This window comes from Candidatus Laterigemmans baculatus, assembly GCF_010367455.1.
GTDB lineage: Bacteria > Planctomycetota > Planctomycetia > Pirellulales > Pirellulaceae > Laterigemmans > Laterigemmans baculatus.
In genome coordinates this window covers 24,019-39,861 of sequence record NZ_WRPR01000034.1, presented here as the reverse complement: position 1 = coordinate 39,861, position 15,843 = coordinate 24,019, and the positions used below count along the sequence as shown (strand labels likewise).

Here is a 15,843-nt window from a genome sequence, read left to right as displayed (position 1 = left end):
GCGTTACTGAAATAGCTCATCGAAGAAAAGCTGCATCGCCTTCCACGACCGCTGGTCGGCGGTGGCGTTGTAAGCGGCGCCGCGCGAAGGATCGTCACCTGCCATCGGCTGGGTGAAGGAGTGGACTGCGTTGGAATAGATGTTCATCTGCCAATCGACATCAGCCGCATTGAACGCGGCGAGCATGGCTTGGATGTCTTCGGCGGGGACAAAGGGATCGTCCGCGCCATGGAGAATGAGGATCTTCGCTTGAATATTCTTAGCATCTTCGGGTGACGGCGAATCGAGTCCTCCGTGAAAGCTGACCACGCCGTCGATGTTCGCTCCGCTGCGGGCTAGTTCCAGCACGCCGGTACCTCCGAAGCAGTAACCGATCGCCGCAATCTGGTCGTCCGCCACCTGCTCCTGAGCGCGAAGCTGTTCCAATCCCAGCGTGAGCCGGCGACGATACAGCTCGCGGTCCTGCTTGTAGCGTCCCGAGAACTCTCGCGCCTCCTGCACGTCGGCCGGCCGGTCTTCCGCACCGTAGATATCGAGCGCGAACGCCACATACCCCAGTTCGGCCAACTGCCGGCATCGAGTTCGCTCGTAGTCGGTCAGTCCCAGCCATTGGTGAACCACCAACACGCCCGGTCGCTGATCCTCACTCGCCTCGGAATCCCATGCCACGAAGCCTTCGAGAGCCACGTCGCCATCGGAGTATTTGACCGTCTTCGTCCGGACTTCCGCCTGAAGCGAGGTGGAAGCCAGCAGACCGAGCAGCAGGGCGGAGAAGATGCGCATCGTGAAGCACCGGAGTTGGAGGAAAGGCAGTGAATCGACGACCGCCAGCCTTGGCAGAAGGCCGACAGGACAGCTGAAGGATACTCGCTCCGCCAGTGACTGTTAAGCAATCCAGCTCAGCCTGCCGAGGGACGGCGGCCGACCAGGATGTAAGGCGTTCCCTGCAGAACACCGTACTCGGGCTCGAGTGTTTCGTGTTCTCGTCTCGCTTCGGTGACCGCCCGCATGGGGATGGTGCGAATCGACTCGAGGCCGGCAGCCTCCATCACGACCCGCGCGACCGAGTCGGTATGCTCTCGAAGTGGCAACTGCTCCAGGGCCGCAAGGTATTCCTCGCTCGGCCTCCAACCGGCGGCCGGCCGATATTGTCGTTCGATCCGTTCTTGTTCGGTCGGCGCGTTCTCACCGATCAGCACCAACAACCCTCCGGGGCGGAGAAGCTGGACCCATCTTGCAACGGCATAGCCCGGGTGCGGAAGCGTGAACAGCACAGCTCGACTCGACACCAGATCGAACGCTGCGGCGGGGAAGGGGGGCCGCTCCACATCGGCCTCCACCAACTGGATCGCCAACTTCTGCCGCATGGCAACAGCCCGCGCGGCGGTCAACATGGTGGGGGAAAAATCGACTCCGGTGACCTGATACCCCAACTCCGCCCAAATCTGGGCGATTGTTCCTGGCCCGGTCCCCATATCGAGCGCTCGGCGGCCTTCGCACGACGAGGCTGCCTGCCGCAGCGCTTCACGCCACGCTAGCCGCGACGGCCCAAACCCAAACTCGCCGTCGATGAAGCGGGTGACTCGGTGGGAAACGACGCTCTCGTTGCACCAGCCCTCGCGGAAAATACGCTTCATCTCCTCGTCGCGCGCCATCACTGTTCCTAATAAGGCTATTTTGAGTTTGGGGCTGGAGCCAAATTGAAACTCACGAATGGTCGGCCTCGCAAGGTCCGAGGATCGTGACCAGCGGCCGTCCCAGTCCACCCACCGAGACCCGCGATTCAACGCCGTAGACCGTCGCGATCATCTGCTCGGTGAGGACAGCCGTGGGTTCACCCGAGCAATGCACGCGCCCGTCTTGCAGCACGTAGACTGTATCGGCGAAGCGGGCCGCTAAGCTCAGATCGTGGAGGGCGATCGCGGTACTAAGCCCGCGAGCATCGGTCAGTTCCCGGATCAAGGAGCCGACTTCAAACTGGCGACGCAAATCGAGATTCGACGTCGGCTCATCGAGCATTAGGATCTGGGGCTCTCGCGCGAGCGTCTGCGCCAAAGCCACCATCTGCGCCTGTCCGCCGCTCAGTTCGTTGATATAGCGGCTAGCGATATCAGTCAGGTGCAGCTCCTCGAGCAGGCTTTCCACCGCTCCGGTGTTCTCCGGCGTCAGCCGCAAACCGAGCCGATGCAAGCGGCCGAGCAGCACCGTTTCAAATACCGTCAGAACGGCTCGGGGTGAAAAATCTTGAGGAAGATAGGCGACGGCCGACGCCAAGACGGAGGACGGAAGACTGCGGATATCGCGGTTATCGAGCCACACCTGCCCCTGGGGCTTGAGCAGACCACTCAAGCATCTGAGGAGCGTGGACTTGCCAGCCGCATTGGGACCAATGATCGCAGTGATCCCCGGCTTGAGCGCGATTTGAATATCTCTCAAAACGCTCTCCCGACCGTACCCGAAGGAGATGCTGTCCGCCCGTAGGATCACCAGTAGGCTCTCCGTTTGAGGAGCGCCACGCCCGCGAAAAACGGAGCCCCGATTGCGGCCGTGGCAATCCCAATGGGAAATACGGTCCCTGGAAGAACCGCCTTGCTGACCAGTGCCGCCACCGAGACGAGGAGAGCCCCATAGATCGCCGACATTGGCAAAAAGAATCGTTGGTCTTCTCCCACCGCCATCCGTGCCAGGTGCGGCGCCACCAGCCCGATGAAACCGATCGCTCCAGCAAAGCAGACTGCGGTCGCTGTCAGCACCGAGATGAGGACTAAAGTCTGCAAGCGAAGGCGCTGCACCTCGATCCCTAAACTCCTCGCGTGTTCGTCACCGAGTCGCAGAGCCGTCAAGCGCCAGGCCCGGCTCAGCAAAAGTGCGATGGCCAACGCAACTACCGTTGCCAAAATGCCAAGTCGACTCCAGCTCGCTCCTTGCAGACTCCCAAAAATCCAGAAGACGATCGATTGCAACGCATCTTCCGAAGCGACGTACTGAAGAAACGCGACGCCAGAACTGAACAGAAAGTGCAGCGCCACTCCGCCAACTACTACGGTTTCGGTGGATCCACCTCGGATCCGGCCGATTCCGTAGATCGCTGCCGCGCCGAGGAGAGCCCAGAGAAACGCGTTCACAGGGATCAGGAATTCGCTTGGGATCAGCTGCGAAAGAGAGCCCAAAACGATAGCGAGTGCCGCACCGAGACTCGCGGCCGCAGAGACTCCCAACGTGAAGGGACTGGCGAGGGGATTGTTCAAGATGGTCTGCATTTCAGCCCCTGCGATACCCAGTGCCGCGCCGACCAGGAGTGCCATGAGAGCTGTCGGCAAGCGAAAGGTCCAGACGATCGTTCGCAACGTGGGGTCCGCAGCCTCGGGATGCAGGAGTGTCCCGAGAACGTCGAAGAGCGTTAACCCGGCGGGTCCGGTCAGTACATCGAGCAGGACGGTTGTGGCCAGTACAACCACCATACAGGCGATGGCCGCCAACCGCCGACGCGAAACATGGTGATGAGACCGAACAGCGTCGTGAGCCCCCGCGCGACGGTACCGTAATTCACTCATCTCGCAGGCTGACCATCCACGTACCGCCATATTGCAGCGGCATGAACCGCTCGTGGAATTCACGCCAGTCCGCTTCCGGGTCGAAATCCTGAAACTCGGCTGGATACAGCCATTTGGCGATCTGCGAAGCGGCGGCAAAACTCATGACATGGCTGCCAAAACGTGTATGAATTCCGTGCACGCGATCATGCTTGACCGCCTCCAGCTCACTCCATCCCGGGCGCGATAAATACTTTTGTAATTGCCCTCGCGACTCCGCTGCGTCGGCGAAATACCCCAGGCGGAGGCTGTCTTGATAGGCGGACCAGTGAGCTCCCGTGATCACCACGACCTCGGGATTCACCGCCAGTAGATACTCGGGCCGAATCCGTCCCATTCCGTACGCGCCGGTGACACTCTCCGCCGCCACGTTGCGACAGCGAAGCTGGCTTAGCACGCTGCCCCAGTTGACCGCATTGCCGTGACCATCGGTGCCAAACGTGTTCCCATATTCGCCAGCGCCCTGCGTGCCAGCCTCTAAGTAAATCGATGGAGCCGGCGACTGTATGGTTTCGAGACGTTTGAAAACCTCATCCAGGTGTTGATCGATCCAACCGGCGATCGCTTGTGCTCGCTCTTCCTTTCCCAGCACTTTCCCCAGCAGCAAGACACTTTCCTGCGGCCCCTCGAATGGATCACTTAAATCTAAGTAAAGGAGCGGAACGCCAGCTTGCTCCAGCCGGGCGACGCCTTCGTGATGGCGATCTCGCATATACGTGTTCAGGATCACCAGATCAGGCTTTAAGGCGAGCACGGCTTCGGCACTGACCGTGTCACGGAGCGAATCGCCCAACACCGGGATTTCTTGGAGGCGGGGAAAACGCTCAACGAAAGCCTGGTAGGTGTCGTGGTCGCCCGACTCGAGCGAGGAGTCCCAACCGACCAAGCGATCGTCGATGTCATCCCCCAACACCGCCGCTAACTCATAGATGCCGAGGCTCCGCAACAATACCACCCGCTCGACCGGTTGGCGGAGGACGACCTTCCGTCCCGCTAGATCCGTAACCTCGAGATAGCTTTCTCCCACCGTTTCGGAATCGACGCTTGGAGCCGTCGCTTGCCAGAGACCGATGCCAAGGAGACACACCCACAGGATTGCAGCGGCCGCTCTGATGCGCACCTTCAAACTCCTCGACTTGCACCGCCGTGATGCCGCTGGCGAAGTTGCCGCTGGCGAAGTTGCCGCTGGCGCGATTGCCGCTGGCGCGATTGCCGCTGGCGCGATTGCCGCTGGCGCGATTGCCGCTTTCGCCACCACAGCACGAACCCTGTGACGTACAGCACGGCCGGGACGAGTCCGGTGAAAAAGACGACCCACCGCCCGACGAGCCCAAACGCTTCGCCGTTATGTAAGGGAAACTGCCAAGCGTAAAACGTATCGGCTGCCGTGCGGCGATTCCAATCTCGAACCGCGAGCACTTCGCCGCTGTACTGATCGATCCAAACGCGGCTGTTCCCGGAACTGTGTCGGACGTCGCCCGCGCCCCGGATTCTCGCGACGTATGTAGCGTCAGGATCGGGTGGAAACTGCAGACGTTTCAGCACTCCCTCGGGAAAGACTCCTCGGGCGATTTCCGCTGCATCTGCGGCAGAGATCGGAGCCTGGCCTGCTTGCCGAGTCGACTGGAGCTTCGCAGCGGCGGGAACCGTCTCGGCCGAAAAAAGTTGGACTGCGGGCTTCACCCATCCTGGGAAGACGAGATAGACGCCGGTGCAAGCGATCACCAGCAATATGACCCCGCTGACAATGCCTAAGGTTTTGTGCAGATCGTAGTGGAACCGCCGGCCACCGCGGAGGGCAAACGCGGCTCTCCAACTGTGCTTCCAGAGTGGCCACCACAGAACGATTCCGGTGGCGATCGACACGATCAGGGCTAGGCCCGTCAGGCCCACGACCGTCCGCCCAAACTCACCCAGCAGCAGTTCATCGTGCAACCGGTAGATCCAGCTCACGAAGTACTCACCCCACGTGCGGCAACCGGTCACGTCAATCGTTGTGGGATCCACATAGACTTGGGTGTAGCCGGTTGCCTCGCCGTAATTATTGCGACACCAGATGGTCCAGACCCCATCGGGAGTCCGCGGCGGCTCGATGAAAGATTTGGCCGCCAGTGGGTCGGGATAAGCCAATGCGGCGGCGGCAAGCACCGCATCGATACGGCTCCAGTCCGGCGAGATCGGAGTCTGTGGGACCTGACGTCGAGGATCGTTCGCTTCGCGGCGTGCAGCGAGCAGCAAGTTAGGATGGAGACGTTCATCGATCGCATGGTCGAAAACCAGCAGACTACCGCTGAGCCCCGTCAGAACGAACAACGCTCCCAGGCTCAGCCCGAGCCAGAGATGGATCGTCACCCAGCTTTTTCGCAGCCGCTGAGTCATTCTGACAGCGACGATCCTTCGAGAATGGGAACGTCTTCCAACACGATCGGTTGAATATCGTTCTCGCCTTCAACGATGCGAACTTCGAACTGCGACTGCTCCGGATCGGAAAACCGCCCCTGCAAGCGATCGGGAGGAGGCGGGGGCATTCCCCCACCGGGCGGCCGCCACGCGGGATCGGGCCATTCCAACGTGAGCGTGTATGCTCCGGCAGGAGCCCCGTCGGCATCCTCGTAGGTGGTGAGGTGAAAGACCCCGGCCTCGTCGGTTTTCCCGCTCGGCATCAAAGGGTATTTGGCTCCCGGCTGCGGGCTTTTCGGATAGAGCCGGACGATTGCCCCCTTGGCGGGGACACCATTGACGGTGACCTGCCCGCTGGCGGGATGCGTAGGAATGGCATCGTAGGCGGCGGGGCCTCCGCAGCCCGCCAGCGCCGCGGCGAGGCAAGCGGCTGCGCAGGCGGCAAAAGTAGTCGGCAGTTTCGGATCCATGGCTGGCACTCTTGGACTCTGCGGGTGGCAATTTTTGGCGGGGGGCGGGTCTTTGGCTAGAACTCGCCCACCACTTCCCCTTCGGCTTTGCCTACGAGTGCTCGAAAAGTTCCTTTGTCGATCGTCTCTCCCAAGAACCGCACCGAACCGTCTCCCAATGAGACCTGCATCCCGCCGGGATGGAATGAATACGCGCCACCCCAGTCGTTGGTGCAATTGATCACGCACGGACCGTAGTACTGCGTGCCGTCGTAGGTCCAACTGCGAATCCGGTCGTGTTGGATCGAGGCCCACCAGCCATTGAAATGGTTGTCCACGACGAACGGATAGACGTACTCGCTGGGATCTTTCTGGACGTTGCCGCGCTTGCGGATGTCGGGGAAGCCGCTCCGCTCAAAGCAAAAAATCGTGTTGCTCAACCCGTCGGTGATACTGCTAAAGCGAACCCCCGGTTGGCTCCAGTCCACGCTGGTCGAGCCGTTGAACAACGCGCCGACGATCTCGCTAGGAGTAAACGCGGGATCGCGGTAGCTGCGAGCAATGAAATAGTCGCCCGTGCCGGCTACTAGATTCGGATTGAAGGTCGCGGAGACCTGGTCCTCGATAATTCCCTGCAACAGCCCGGAGCGGGGGGTCGTCGGACAGCGAAACACCGACAACTGCATCCCCACCACATCCTGATTGACTTGATCCGAGACGCCGTTGGGAGCATTCGGTTCGAACGCATCGAAGGCGGCCGATTGTTCCAGTTGCGGGAGGATCGCCAGCGACCAACTGCTGAGCCAGGGAGCCGAGCCGTAGGAGACGCCGACGTCCGGCAGCGGAAGCGAGCGGAAGGTGTCGTGGTAGTTGTGCATCGCCAGCCCCACCTGCTTGAGGTTGTTGGTGCACTGAATGCGACGGGCCGCTTCCCGCGCCGCCTGCACCGCCGGCAAGAGCAAGCCGACAAGCACCCCGATGATGGCGATCACCACGAGCAACTCCACGAGGGTGAACCCCGCGGGTGACTTCCGCCGCCCTGCGTGCGGCGGAGTGGCTGTCACGACAGTCATCATGGGAGAGGACCTCCAGACTCAGGGGGGCGTCGGGGTGGGGTGTCAGGGCAGGAGAGCATCGAGACAGGGGAGCAAGCGACCGCCGCCGACCGTTCCGCCTCCGACCTTTCTTGATACTGAGTTTCATTAAACCCCGAATCGAGTGCTCTGCAAGGGCGGGCTGGGTGGAGGACGGCCGTTTGTCCGCCGTGGCGAAATATGCACCGCTGCCCCCCCTCGAGAGGGCCATCAGGTCCCCGCCACGACCAGCCCCCAGCTACCAGCTACCGGCCACCGGCCACCGGCCACCGGCCACCGGCCACCGGCCACCGGCCACCAGCTACCAGCCACCGGCCACCGGCCCCCAGCTACCAGCCACCGGCCACCGGCTACCGGCTACCGGCTACCGGCTACCGGCTACCGGCTACCGGCCACCGGCCACCGGCCACCGGCCAGGCGATTGAGCTCGAGCGGCGGTTTGCGTTCTACTGGCGTCGAAGAACTGCTTGCCCGCTCATCCGAAGTCCCTAACCCGAGAATGCTGCCATGAGGTTCGCTTGCCGCTCAATTCGTCTGCTCGGTGCCTTGGTGCTCGGCCTGGGGGCCCCCGTGCTTTGCCTGGGAGTCACTCCGCAGGCTTCCGCCGCCCCTGGAGACGTGCGGGTGGAAAAGGACGTTGCCTACCTCGGTCCTGAGCGGGCGGAGAAGGGCGATCTTTATCTGCCGCCGGCGAGCGACGCCGCCGCACGCTACCCGGGCATCGTGATCATCCACGGTGGCGGCTGGTCGGGAGGCGACAAGGGAGCGAGCCGCGAACAGAATATCGGTACCACGCTCGCTCAGAACGGGTACGTGTGCATCAGCATCAACTACCTCCTGCAGCCGAGAAGCGGTCCGCCCATCTGGCCGCAGAATCTTCACGATTGCAAAGTCGCCGTGCAGTGGCTGCGAGCCAACGCCGATCGCCTTCAGATCGATCCCGAAAACATCGGCGTCATCGGCGGCTCGGCCGGAGGCCATTTAGCAGCGATGGTCGGCGTGACGGGGCCGGAGTCGGGGCTCGATCCGTCGGAGCCGTATCCGAACATCTCCTGCCGCGTGCAAGCGGTGATCGACATGTACGGTCCAATGGCTCGCGTCGATCACCGGGTTCGGCGGTTGATCGGGAAGTCGTGCGAAGAAGCTCCCGAGCTGTGTCGGCAGATCACGCCGCTCTCGCATCTTGATCCCGCGGATCCGCCAGTCTTGATCCTGCATGGGACCGCCGACACGACGGTGGCCGTGAGCGATTCGGAAGATTTCGCCGCAGCCCTTCAGGAAGCGGGCGTGGAGCACCAATTGATCATCATCCCGGATGCTCCCCACACGTTTCATCTGCAACCGAAACAACGCGACCTGCGACCGGTTGTCCTCGAGTTCCTGAACAAGCACCTGAAGGGCCAGGGCAACTGAACCACTTATAAACATGATTGAAAGAATGAAACGCATTCGCAACTTCTGCATCATCGCGCACATCGACCATGGAAAATCGACACTCGCCGATCGCTTGATTCAAGCCTGTGGAGCGGTGACACAGCGTGAATTCCACGACCAAATGCTCGATTCGATGGATATCGAGCGTGAGCGGGGGATCACGATCAAGAGCAACACGATCACGCTGAACTACCGCACGCCGGAAGGCGACGATTATTTACTGAACCTCATCGATACGCCCGGCCACGTCGATTTCTCCCACGAGGTGCGACGCTCGCTGATGGCCTGCGAAGGAGCGCTGATCCTTGTCGACGCTTCTCAGGGAGTCGAGGCGCAGACGATCGCCAATCTCTATCTCGCGCTTGAATATGACCTGGAGCTCCTTCCGGTCATTAACAAGATCGATCTGCCTGCGGCGGATGTGGACCGGGCGCGCGAGGAGATCGAGGCGGACCTGGGACTCGACCCGTTTGCAGCAATCCCCGTCTCCGCGAAGACCGGCGAGGGAATCGAAGCGGTTTTGGCGGGCATCGTCAAACACCTACCTCCTCCTCAAGGCGATCCCGAAGCCCCACTCAAGGCGCTCGTCTTCGACGCCCACTTCGATCGGTATCGCGGCGTGATTCTGCAGTGCCGGGTAATGGAGGGAACGCTCAAGCAGGGCGACACGATCCACTTCATGCATTCCGGACGCGACTACAAAGTGGACGAACTGGGCTACAACCAATTGCAGCTCAACCCCAAGCCACAGCTGAGTGCTGGCGAAGTTGGTTACATCGTCGCGGGAGTCAAGAGCGTCCAGGACATCGAGATCGGCGACACCCTGACGCTGCTCGACCACCAGGCCGCTGAACCGATTCCCGGCTACCAAAAAGCGAAGCAGGTTGTCTTTTCGTCGATCTACCCGATGAGCACCGATGAGTATCAGGACCTGACGAAGGCGCTCGAAAAATTGTCGATCAACGACGCTGCGCTGACATTCGAGAAGGATAGCTCCGCCGCACTCGGCTTCGGTTTCCGCTGCGGCTTTCTCGGGCTGCTCCACTTGGACGTGATCCAGGAGCGACTGGAGCGAGAATTCGATCTTGGACTGGTGATTTCGGCCCCCTCGGTGAAGTACAAGCTGTCGCTCAAAGACGGCACGACCATCGAAGTCGACAACCCCAGTAACTGGCCGGATCCCACGAACATCGAGTCCGCGACAGAACCTTATATCAAGGCGTCGATCCTGATCCCGGAGGAATACGTCGGGCCAGTCATGGAGCTCTGCAGGGAGCATCGTTCGGAGAGCCAAACGATGAACTACCTCACCTCGAGCCGCGTCGAAGTGACCAGTGAGATGCCGCTCGGCGAAGTGCTGTTCGAGTTTTATGGCAAACTCAAAATGATCACGCGTGGGTATGGTTCCTTCGACTACGTTCCGATCGAATATCGACCGACCGATGTGGTCAAGGTCGATATCCTCGTCAACAAAGAACCGGTCGACGCCCTCTCCTACTTAGTGCACCGCGATAAGGCGCGGGCTCGGGCGCTGCATTACTGCGAGCAATTGGCCGAGGCGATTCCGCGGCACCAGTTCAAGATTCCGATTCAAGGTGCCATCGGCGGGACGATTATCGCACGGGCCACCATCCAGCCTTACCGCAAGGACGTCACCGCGAAACTGTACGGAGGCGATGTGACGCGGAAGAAAAAGCTGCTCGAAAAGCAGAAGAAAGGCAAGGCGAAGATGAAGCAGTTCGGCAGCGTCAATATTCCTCAAAAAGCTTTTATCTCGGTGCTCCGAGCGGACAAGGCTTAGGCGGTCTGGCTGGCATGTTTGCCTTCGGCGAATTCCTCCACCGCTTTGCCGCAGAAAGCCTTTAGGTCGTCCGGCTTGCGGCTGGTTACCAGTCCTTGATCGACGACGCATTCCTGGTCGACCCAAGTTCCGCCCGCGTTGCGGATGTCGGTCTTCACACTCGGCCACGACGTGAGCGTCCGCCCCTCGACGACGCCCGCTTCGACCAGCATCCAGGGGCCGTGGCAAATCGCGGCGACCGGTTTGGACTGTTTGAAAAAGTCGCGGACGAAGTCGACTGCGACCTCGTTCATCCGTAGCGCATCGGGGTTGAACACGCCACCCGGGAGGAGCAGTCCGTCGTAATCTTCCGCCGATACGTCGTCGATCACTTTGTCGACGGGGAATTGATCCCCTTTTTCGTCGTGATGCACGCCTTGGATCTTGCCCGCTTTGAGGGAGATCAGTTCCACGGTGGCCCCGGCCTTCTTGACTGCTTCCCAGGGCTCGGTCAATTCGACCTGTTCGACACCATCGGTTGCCAGCAGGGCGATGCGTTTTCCTTGAAGGGGTTGAGCTGCCATCGGAGCGGATCTCCTGAAGAGTCGAGGGGGGGGAGCGGTATTTAGAGCACTCTGTCAACAAGCCACGAGAAGCCACGAGCCTGCTGAGTGGAGCTTGTTCGGAAAGCCAGAGGGCTTCGTGGCGAAGCGGAGTGCAGACTGCGCGCCAGGCGAGTCGCTCGCGAGTGCCGGAAGCGTGGGAGCAGTGGCTGCGGCAAGTCACCAGGTTGCCAGCGGCAGGTCACGAGGTTGCCAGCGGCAGGTCACGAGGTTGCCAGCAGCAAGTTACTGGGGCTGCTGGCGAAGCAGCCCGCAGCCGCCTGCTCGGGCGGTCGAGCGCCTTCTCGGGCGGCTGAGCGCCTGCTCGGGCGGCCGAGACATTGGCATAGGGATTGCTCGAGCTTTCGAAGCACCCCTATAACGGCCGCTGCTGGCCTCCCCTAACTTTTTCCCCTCCCTCCTGAGTTGATTCACCGATGACCCGTGCTGACACGCTGCGAAACCTGCAAACTTCGCTGGCCATGGAATTGACGGCCGCCCACCAGTATCAACTGCACGCCAGCGTGCTCGACGACTGGGGGATCGACCGGCTCGCCGACAAGATGCGGGAGGAAATGCAGGAAGAGCTCGGTCACTCCGATGCCTTCATCGAGCGGATCCTGTTTCTCAAGGGTGAGCCCGACGTGGTATTCGCCAAATCACCGAGCACGGCCAAGTCGCTGAATGAAATGTTCGAAGCGGACCTGGCCGACGAGCAAGAAGCCATTGCGTTCTACACCACCGCCGCCCGACAAGCCGCCGACGCCGGTGACATCGGCTCGCGGATGCTTTTCGAGCGGATCGTCGTCGACGAGGAAGGGCACATGTCGTGGCTCGAACTGCAGCTCGACCTGATCAAGCGGCTGGGCGAGCCGGCTTACATCGCCAAACACATGTCGGCCCCTGGCGAAGACGAATAGGTCGCTCGGGCGACGCACCTCAGACTTTTTGAGCCCAACTGAGGGCACTTCGAATGTCCGCCTGGAAAGGCGAACGTACTTTCTCGACGGCCAGGTGCGGAGTCAGCGACGGCGAGCGCTCGGCCAGCGCAGCGGGGCTGGCCAAGGCAAGGCGCATCAGTTGCACCAGGGCGCTCCCCCCGGGGCTGTACGCGCAGCGCCACGGAAACATCAGCCGCAGAGTGACTTCAGGAGCTTTGGAGATGTCAGGCTTACAGACATTGATGGCGTTAAGGGCAGGGGCCCATTCCCAGTCCCATACCGGTTTCGAAGCTCTAGCGAGCGGGTTAGCCGGCGCCCTGGCGCTCACCGCCGTGCATCAGTTGGCCCGATGCTGCGTCGCCGAAGCGCCGCGGATGGATACGCTCGGGGAACGCACGATCGCGAAAACGATGCGGGCGCTCGACCTGGAGCCCCCGTCGCAGCCGCATCTGCATCAGGCCGCCTTGGTTGGCGACATTGTCTCGAACAGCGTGTACTACAGTCTGGTCGCCACGGGCAAACCGGAGACGGCACCGGTGCGAGGGACGCTGCTTGGGTTGGCCGCGGGAATCGGCGCCGTAGCCTTGCCGCCGCGGATGGGGCTCGGCGAATCCCCGAGCGGCCGCACCGCGGCAACCCAGGCGATGGCGATCAGCTGGTACACCCTTGGAGGCCTTGCCGCCGGCTACGCGTACAAGCTGCTCGCCGGCAGGTCAGAGTAGCTGGGCAGCGCCACATTGAATTCGTTCGCAGCGGGACCGCTCGAGGAAATATCGTTTAACGGCAAGCCGAAGGCGACTGTGTTTCATAAGCAGTCGCCTTCGGCTTGCCGTTAAACGACTGAGCCACCGACCGCTGTGCACTGCTTAAAATTACTCCGAGCGGGAGCTGACGAGGATGGTCAGGCCTTCGAGGGTCCGGATGACCGCTTCGGGGGCGACGTCTCGCCAACCGTCCGCTTTGTGACGGATGATCGACAGCTTGAACATCTCGAGGGCTTCGCTCATGTCGGCCGGAAGGTCGGGCAAACCGGCGAACGGCTGCACGAGCGACGGCGAGCCGGGGCCATCGAGATTGTCCTGCTCTCCTTCGGCGGCGGCGGCAGGGTCGTCCCCGGCTGCGAACGGGGCGTCATCGGCGTCGCCAAAGTCGGGTTCTTCGCGAACGGGTCCGGCGGAAATCCCGTCCGGTTCGTTCTCAAACCGCCCTTCATTCCGCCCCTCGTTGCCGCCTCCCTGAGCCGGCACGACCACGTCCTCGTCGGTGTCGCTCGAGACGATCTCGGCCGCCTGCGGTTGGTCCTCGGGGCGGGCTCCATTGGCTTCCCACCGCTGCTGGCGCATCTGCGAGATGCTCCAACCACTCCGCACGGCCCCTTCGAGCCAAAGCGGGGCATCGTCCCAGTCGAGGGCCGCCAGGAAGTGGCTCCAGTACAACCCGGGGTACGTCTCGTACTGGTCGGCGAAGCGTTGGTAGACGCGGCGGAGGCGGCCGACGTGGGGAGCTGTCACTCCGCCCACGCGACGCGCCCAGGCTTCATCGGAATACTCCGCTGCGGCCGCCCCATCGGCCTCGAGCCGCGCGCGCCACTCGCTGATAATTCGCCCCTTCTCCCAGTTGGTGCTGCTGATCAACCGATTCCACTGGCCGATGAACGGTTCGCTGGAGGCTTCCGCGGCATCCTCCAGCGAACCGTCTTCCAGTGAAGCACCGTCCTGCAAAACCTCGTCCTGCAAAACCTCGTCCTGCAAAACCTCGTGCTGTGAACCGGCAGGCAGGGAAGCGGCGTCCTCCGAAACGACATCCTCCGAAACGGCCTCGGGGGTGACGGCCGCGGGGGTGACGGCCTCGGGGGTCGAGTCGTCGCTGGTTTCAAACGGCACTTCGTATTCGAGGTCGCTTTCCATCAGTGGCCTTGTATTGCGTGAGAAGGGCTCGGGAGCGGGTCGTGGCAAGGAGGCGTTTCGAGAGGTGCCTCGCGTCACTTGGGAACGGTACGGCCCGGGCAGGGCGAGTGAAAGCCCCGCCGGGTATTTGGCACCACAAACTGGCCGAGGGAGGGATATGGCTGGAGGTTTTGTTCCCGAGGCTCGTGGAGCGGGAGGTTTTGGGGCTGGGGAAAACGTGTCGGTCGCGCCGGCGAACCACCCGAATCGCATGCCTACCCCCCTCTCCGGAGCGTTCGAGTCGGAGGGATCGGGCAGCAGCGAACGGACAGGAAAAATAGTCAGAGTGGGAAAAGTGGTCGGCGGAGTCGTTGCTCGACGCGAATTGGGCGGAGCACGGGCCGATGAATCGAGACAGATCCTATCGTCCGGGTCCTTCCTGAGCGGACACCAGAAGTTCCATGCACCGACACCATCCGTCCTTCACGCACTGTGGTCACCGCTCCGCCGGAACCGTCATCGCGGTTCCAGCGACGCTCGTTTACCACAGTCGCCTGCAGTTGCTCGCCGTGGCGAAGCTGTCCTGGGTTTACCTGCTCGTCGCCGCCGCCGTGTGGGTGGTTTTTGGCAACGGCCGGGTGCGGGGTGCGGAGGCGGACGATCGTCCCGACATGGCGGCCTACTACGAAGCTGCTTCTCCGGCTCCGGTTCCGCGAGTCGCCACCGCTGCGTACGGTGACGCTCCTGTCGAGCCCAGCGAGGGGCGAATCGTGAGTCGTCCCGGCTGGTTATCGACGATGGCGAGCGAATTCGGGGAAGGGAGTTTCAGCAGCGAAGATTTTGCCAGCACGGCGTGCCAGTGCGGGGAATGCAACGGATACCACTGGGAGTTCTTGCCCGACGAATCGCTCTACCCGTTCTACCTGGCCGACACCAAAGCGTCGCGGCTGGCGGGGCAGTGGATCGAAGCGACCGATGACGGCACGCTGCTCGACGGGACGCTGGGAGGCCGGTTCGGCATCTTCCGCTACGTCGATGCTACGCCGGGACCGTTCAAGCGAGGCGTTCAAGCGGACATCGAAGGCTCGGCTCAAGTGCGGCTGGATATGGACCGGGAGCACGATGTGCGGGCGGTCGACTTCCGCGCCGGGGTCCCGATCGCGGTCTCCTTTGGCCGCTTCCAGACCCGCTTTGGGTACTACCACCTGAGTTCGCATGTGGGCGATGAATTTTTGATTCGCCTCCCCACCTTCGACCGGTTGAACTACAGCCGCGACGTGCTGTTCATCGGCGGAGCGTATTGGCTGACCGAGCAGACGCGGATCTATGGAGAAGCGGGCTGGGCCTTCTACTACGACGTCTGCGAGCCGTGGGAGTTCACCTTCGGCATCGAGAGCGCGCCTCGCCGCGCGACGGGCCTCCGCGGAGCCCCGTTCTACGCGATCAACGGCCGATTGCAGGAAGAAGTCGATTACGGCGGATCGGTCACGGTCCAAGCCGGATGGGCCTGGCGAAGCGGCTACGACACCGGTCTGCTCCGCACCGGGCTGCACTACTACAACGGCAAGAGCAACCAGTTCTCGTTCTACGACGATCACGAGGAACTGATCGGCGCCGGACTGTGGTACGACTTCTGAGGACTCTGTCAGAACACCGCAACGGAA

The 15,843-nt window shown here is 61.9% G+C and carries 15 protein-coding genes; 5 read left to right on the top strand and 10 right to left on the bottom strand.

The genetic code is table 11. The features are described from left to right. Positions 1-3: 3 nt before the first annotated feature. The 8 genes from GNK13_RS07265 to GNK13_RS07230 form a co-directional block, all read right to left on the bottom strand. Positions 4-783 carry a dienelactone hydrolase family protein gene (locus GNK13_RS07265; RefSeq protein ID WP_164101842.1) on the bottom strand — a complete coding sequence of 260 codons (780 nt, stop codon included), beginning with the start codon at positions 781-783 and terminating at the stop codon, positions 4-6. A gap of 116 nt (positions 784-899) precedes the next feature. After that, the gene (locus tag GNK13_RS07260; RefSeq protein WP_164101841.1) at positions 900-1,655 is read right to left on the bottom strand and encodes a class I SAM-dependent methyltransferase; all 756 of its coding nucleotides are present in this window, start codon (positions 1,653-1,655) and stop codon (positions 900-902) included. Between the two features lie 52 nt (positions 1,656-1,707). After that, positions 1,708-2,436, bottom strand: coding sequence for an ABC transporter ATP-binding protein (locus tag GNK13_RS07255; protein WP_235934878.1), 729 nt, complete (start codon positions 2,434-2,436; stop codon positions 1,708-1,710). A gap of 47 nt (positions 2,437-2,483) precedes the next feature. Further along, positions 2,484-3,554, bottom strand: a complete 1,071-nt coding sequence (locus GNK13_RS07250) for a FecCD family ABC transporter permease (protein WP_164101839.1) — start codon at positions 3,552-3,554, stop codon at positions 2,484-2,486. Then, positions 3,547-4,713, bottom strand: a complete 1,167-nt coding sequence (locus tag GNK13_RS07245) for an ABC transporter substrate-binding protein (RefSeq protein WP_203328969.1) — start codon at positions 4,711-4,713, stop codon at positions 3,547-3,549. Before GNK13_RS07245 ends, GNK13_RS07250 begins: the two co-directional genes overlap by 8 nt. Before the next feature lie 2 nt (positions 4,714-4,715). Next, entirely contained in the window at positions 4,716-5,945 is a 1,230-nt protein-coding gene (locus tag GNK13_RS07240; protein WP_235934876.1) for a PepSY-associated TM helix domain-containing protein, read from the bottom strand. A 23-nt stretch (positions 5,946-5,968) separates the two neighbouring features. Then, a complete protein-coding gene (locus GNK13_RS07235) occupies positions 5,969-6,463 on the bottom strand; it encodes a carboxypeptidase regulatory-like domain-containing protein (protein ID WP_164101837.1) in 495 nt (164 codons plus the stop codon). Positions 6,464-6,519: 56 nt separating this feature from the next. Next, positions 6,520-7,518, bottom strand: a complete 999-nt coding sequence (locus GNK13_RS07230) for a DUF1559 family PulG-like putative transporter (protein ID WP_235934875.1) — start codon at positions 7,516-7,518, stop codon at positions 6,520-6,522. A 525-nt stretch (positions 7,519-8,043) separates the two neighbouring features. Here GNK13_RS07230 and GNK13_RS07225 point away from each other — a divergent pair. Both GNK13_RS07225 and lepA read left to right on the top strand, forming a co-directional pair. Further along, the gene (locus GNK13_RS07225; RefSeq protein ID WP_164101835.1) at positions 8,044-8,949 is read left to right on the top strand and encodes an alpha/beta hydrolase; all 906 of its coding nucleotides are present in this window, start codon (positions 8,044-8,046) and stop codon (positions 8,947-8,949) included. 25 nt (positions 8,950-8,974) lie between these two features. Beyond that, positions 8,975-10,771 (top strand): translation elongation factor 4, encoded by a 1,797-nt coding sequence (gene lepA / locus GNK13_RS07220; RefSeq protein ID WP_164101875.1) that lies wholly within the window; start codon positions 8,975-8,977, stop codon positions 10,769-10,771. Here lepA and GNK13_RS07215 read toward each other — a convergent pair. Next, positions 10,768-11,334: a type 1 glutamine amidotransferase domain-containing protein gene (locus tag GNK13_RS07215; RefSeq protein ID WP_164101834.1), complete on the bottom strand. Its 567-nt coding sequence runs from the start codon at positions 11,332-11,334 to the stop codon at positions 10,768-10,770. The genes lepA and GNK13_RS07215 overlap by 4 nt on opposite strands. Positions 11,335-11,789: 455 nt before the next feature. Here GNK13_RS07215 and GNK13_RS07210 point away from each other — a divergent pair, with 455 nt between their 5' ends. Next, positions 11,790-12,272, top strand: a complete 483-nt coding sequence (locus GNK13_RS07210; RefSeq protein ID WP_164101833.1) for a bacterioferritin — start codon at positions 11,790-11,792, stop codon at positions 12,270-12,272. Positions 12,273-12,514: 242 nt separating this feature from the next. Then, positions 12,515-13,015: a hypothetical protein gene (locus GNK13_RS07205; protein ID WP_203328968.1), complete on the top strand. Its 501-nt coding sequence runs from the start codon at positions 12,515-12,517 to the stop codon at positions 13,013-13,015. A gap of 150 nt (positions 13,016-13,165) precedes the next feature. On the opposite strand, the gene GNK13_RS07200 is transcribed toward GNK13_RS07205, so the two are convergent. Beyond that, positions 13,166-14,200, bottom strand: coding sequence for a hypothetical protein (locus GNK13_RS07200; RefSeq protein WP_164101832.1), 1,035 nt, complete (start codon positions 14,198-14,200; stop codon positions 13,166-13,168). Positions 14,201-14,640: 440 nt separating this feature from the next. Between GNK13_RS07200 and GNK13_RS07195 the strand changes: the two genes are divergently transcribed. Next, entirely contained in the window at positions 14,641-15,816 is a 1,176-nt protein-coding gene (locus GNK13_RS07195; protein ID WP_164101831.1) for a DUF1207 domain-containing protein, read from the top strand. Positions 15,817-15,843 lie beyond the last annotated feature (27 nt).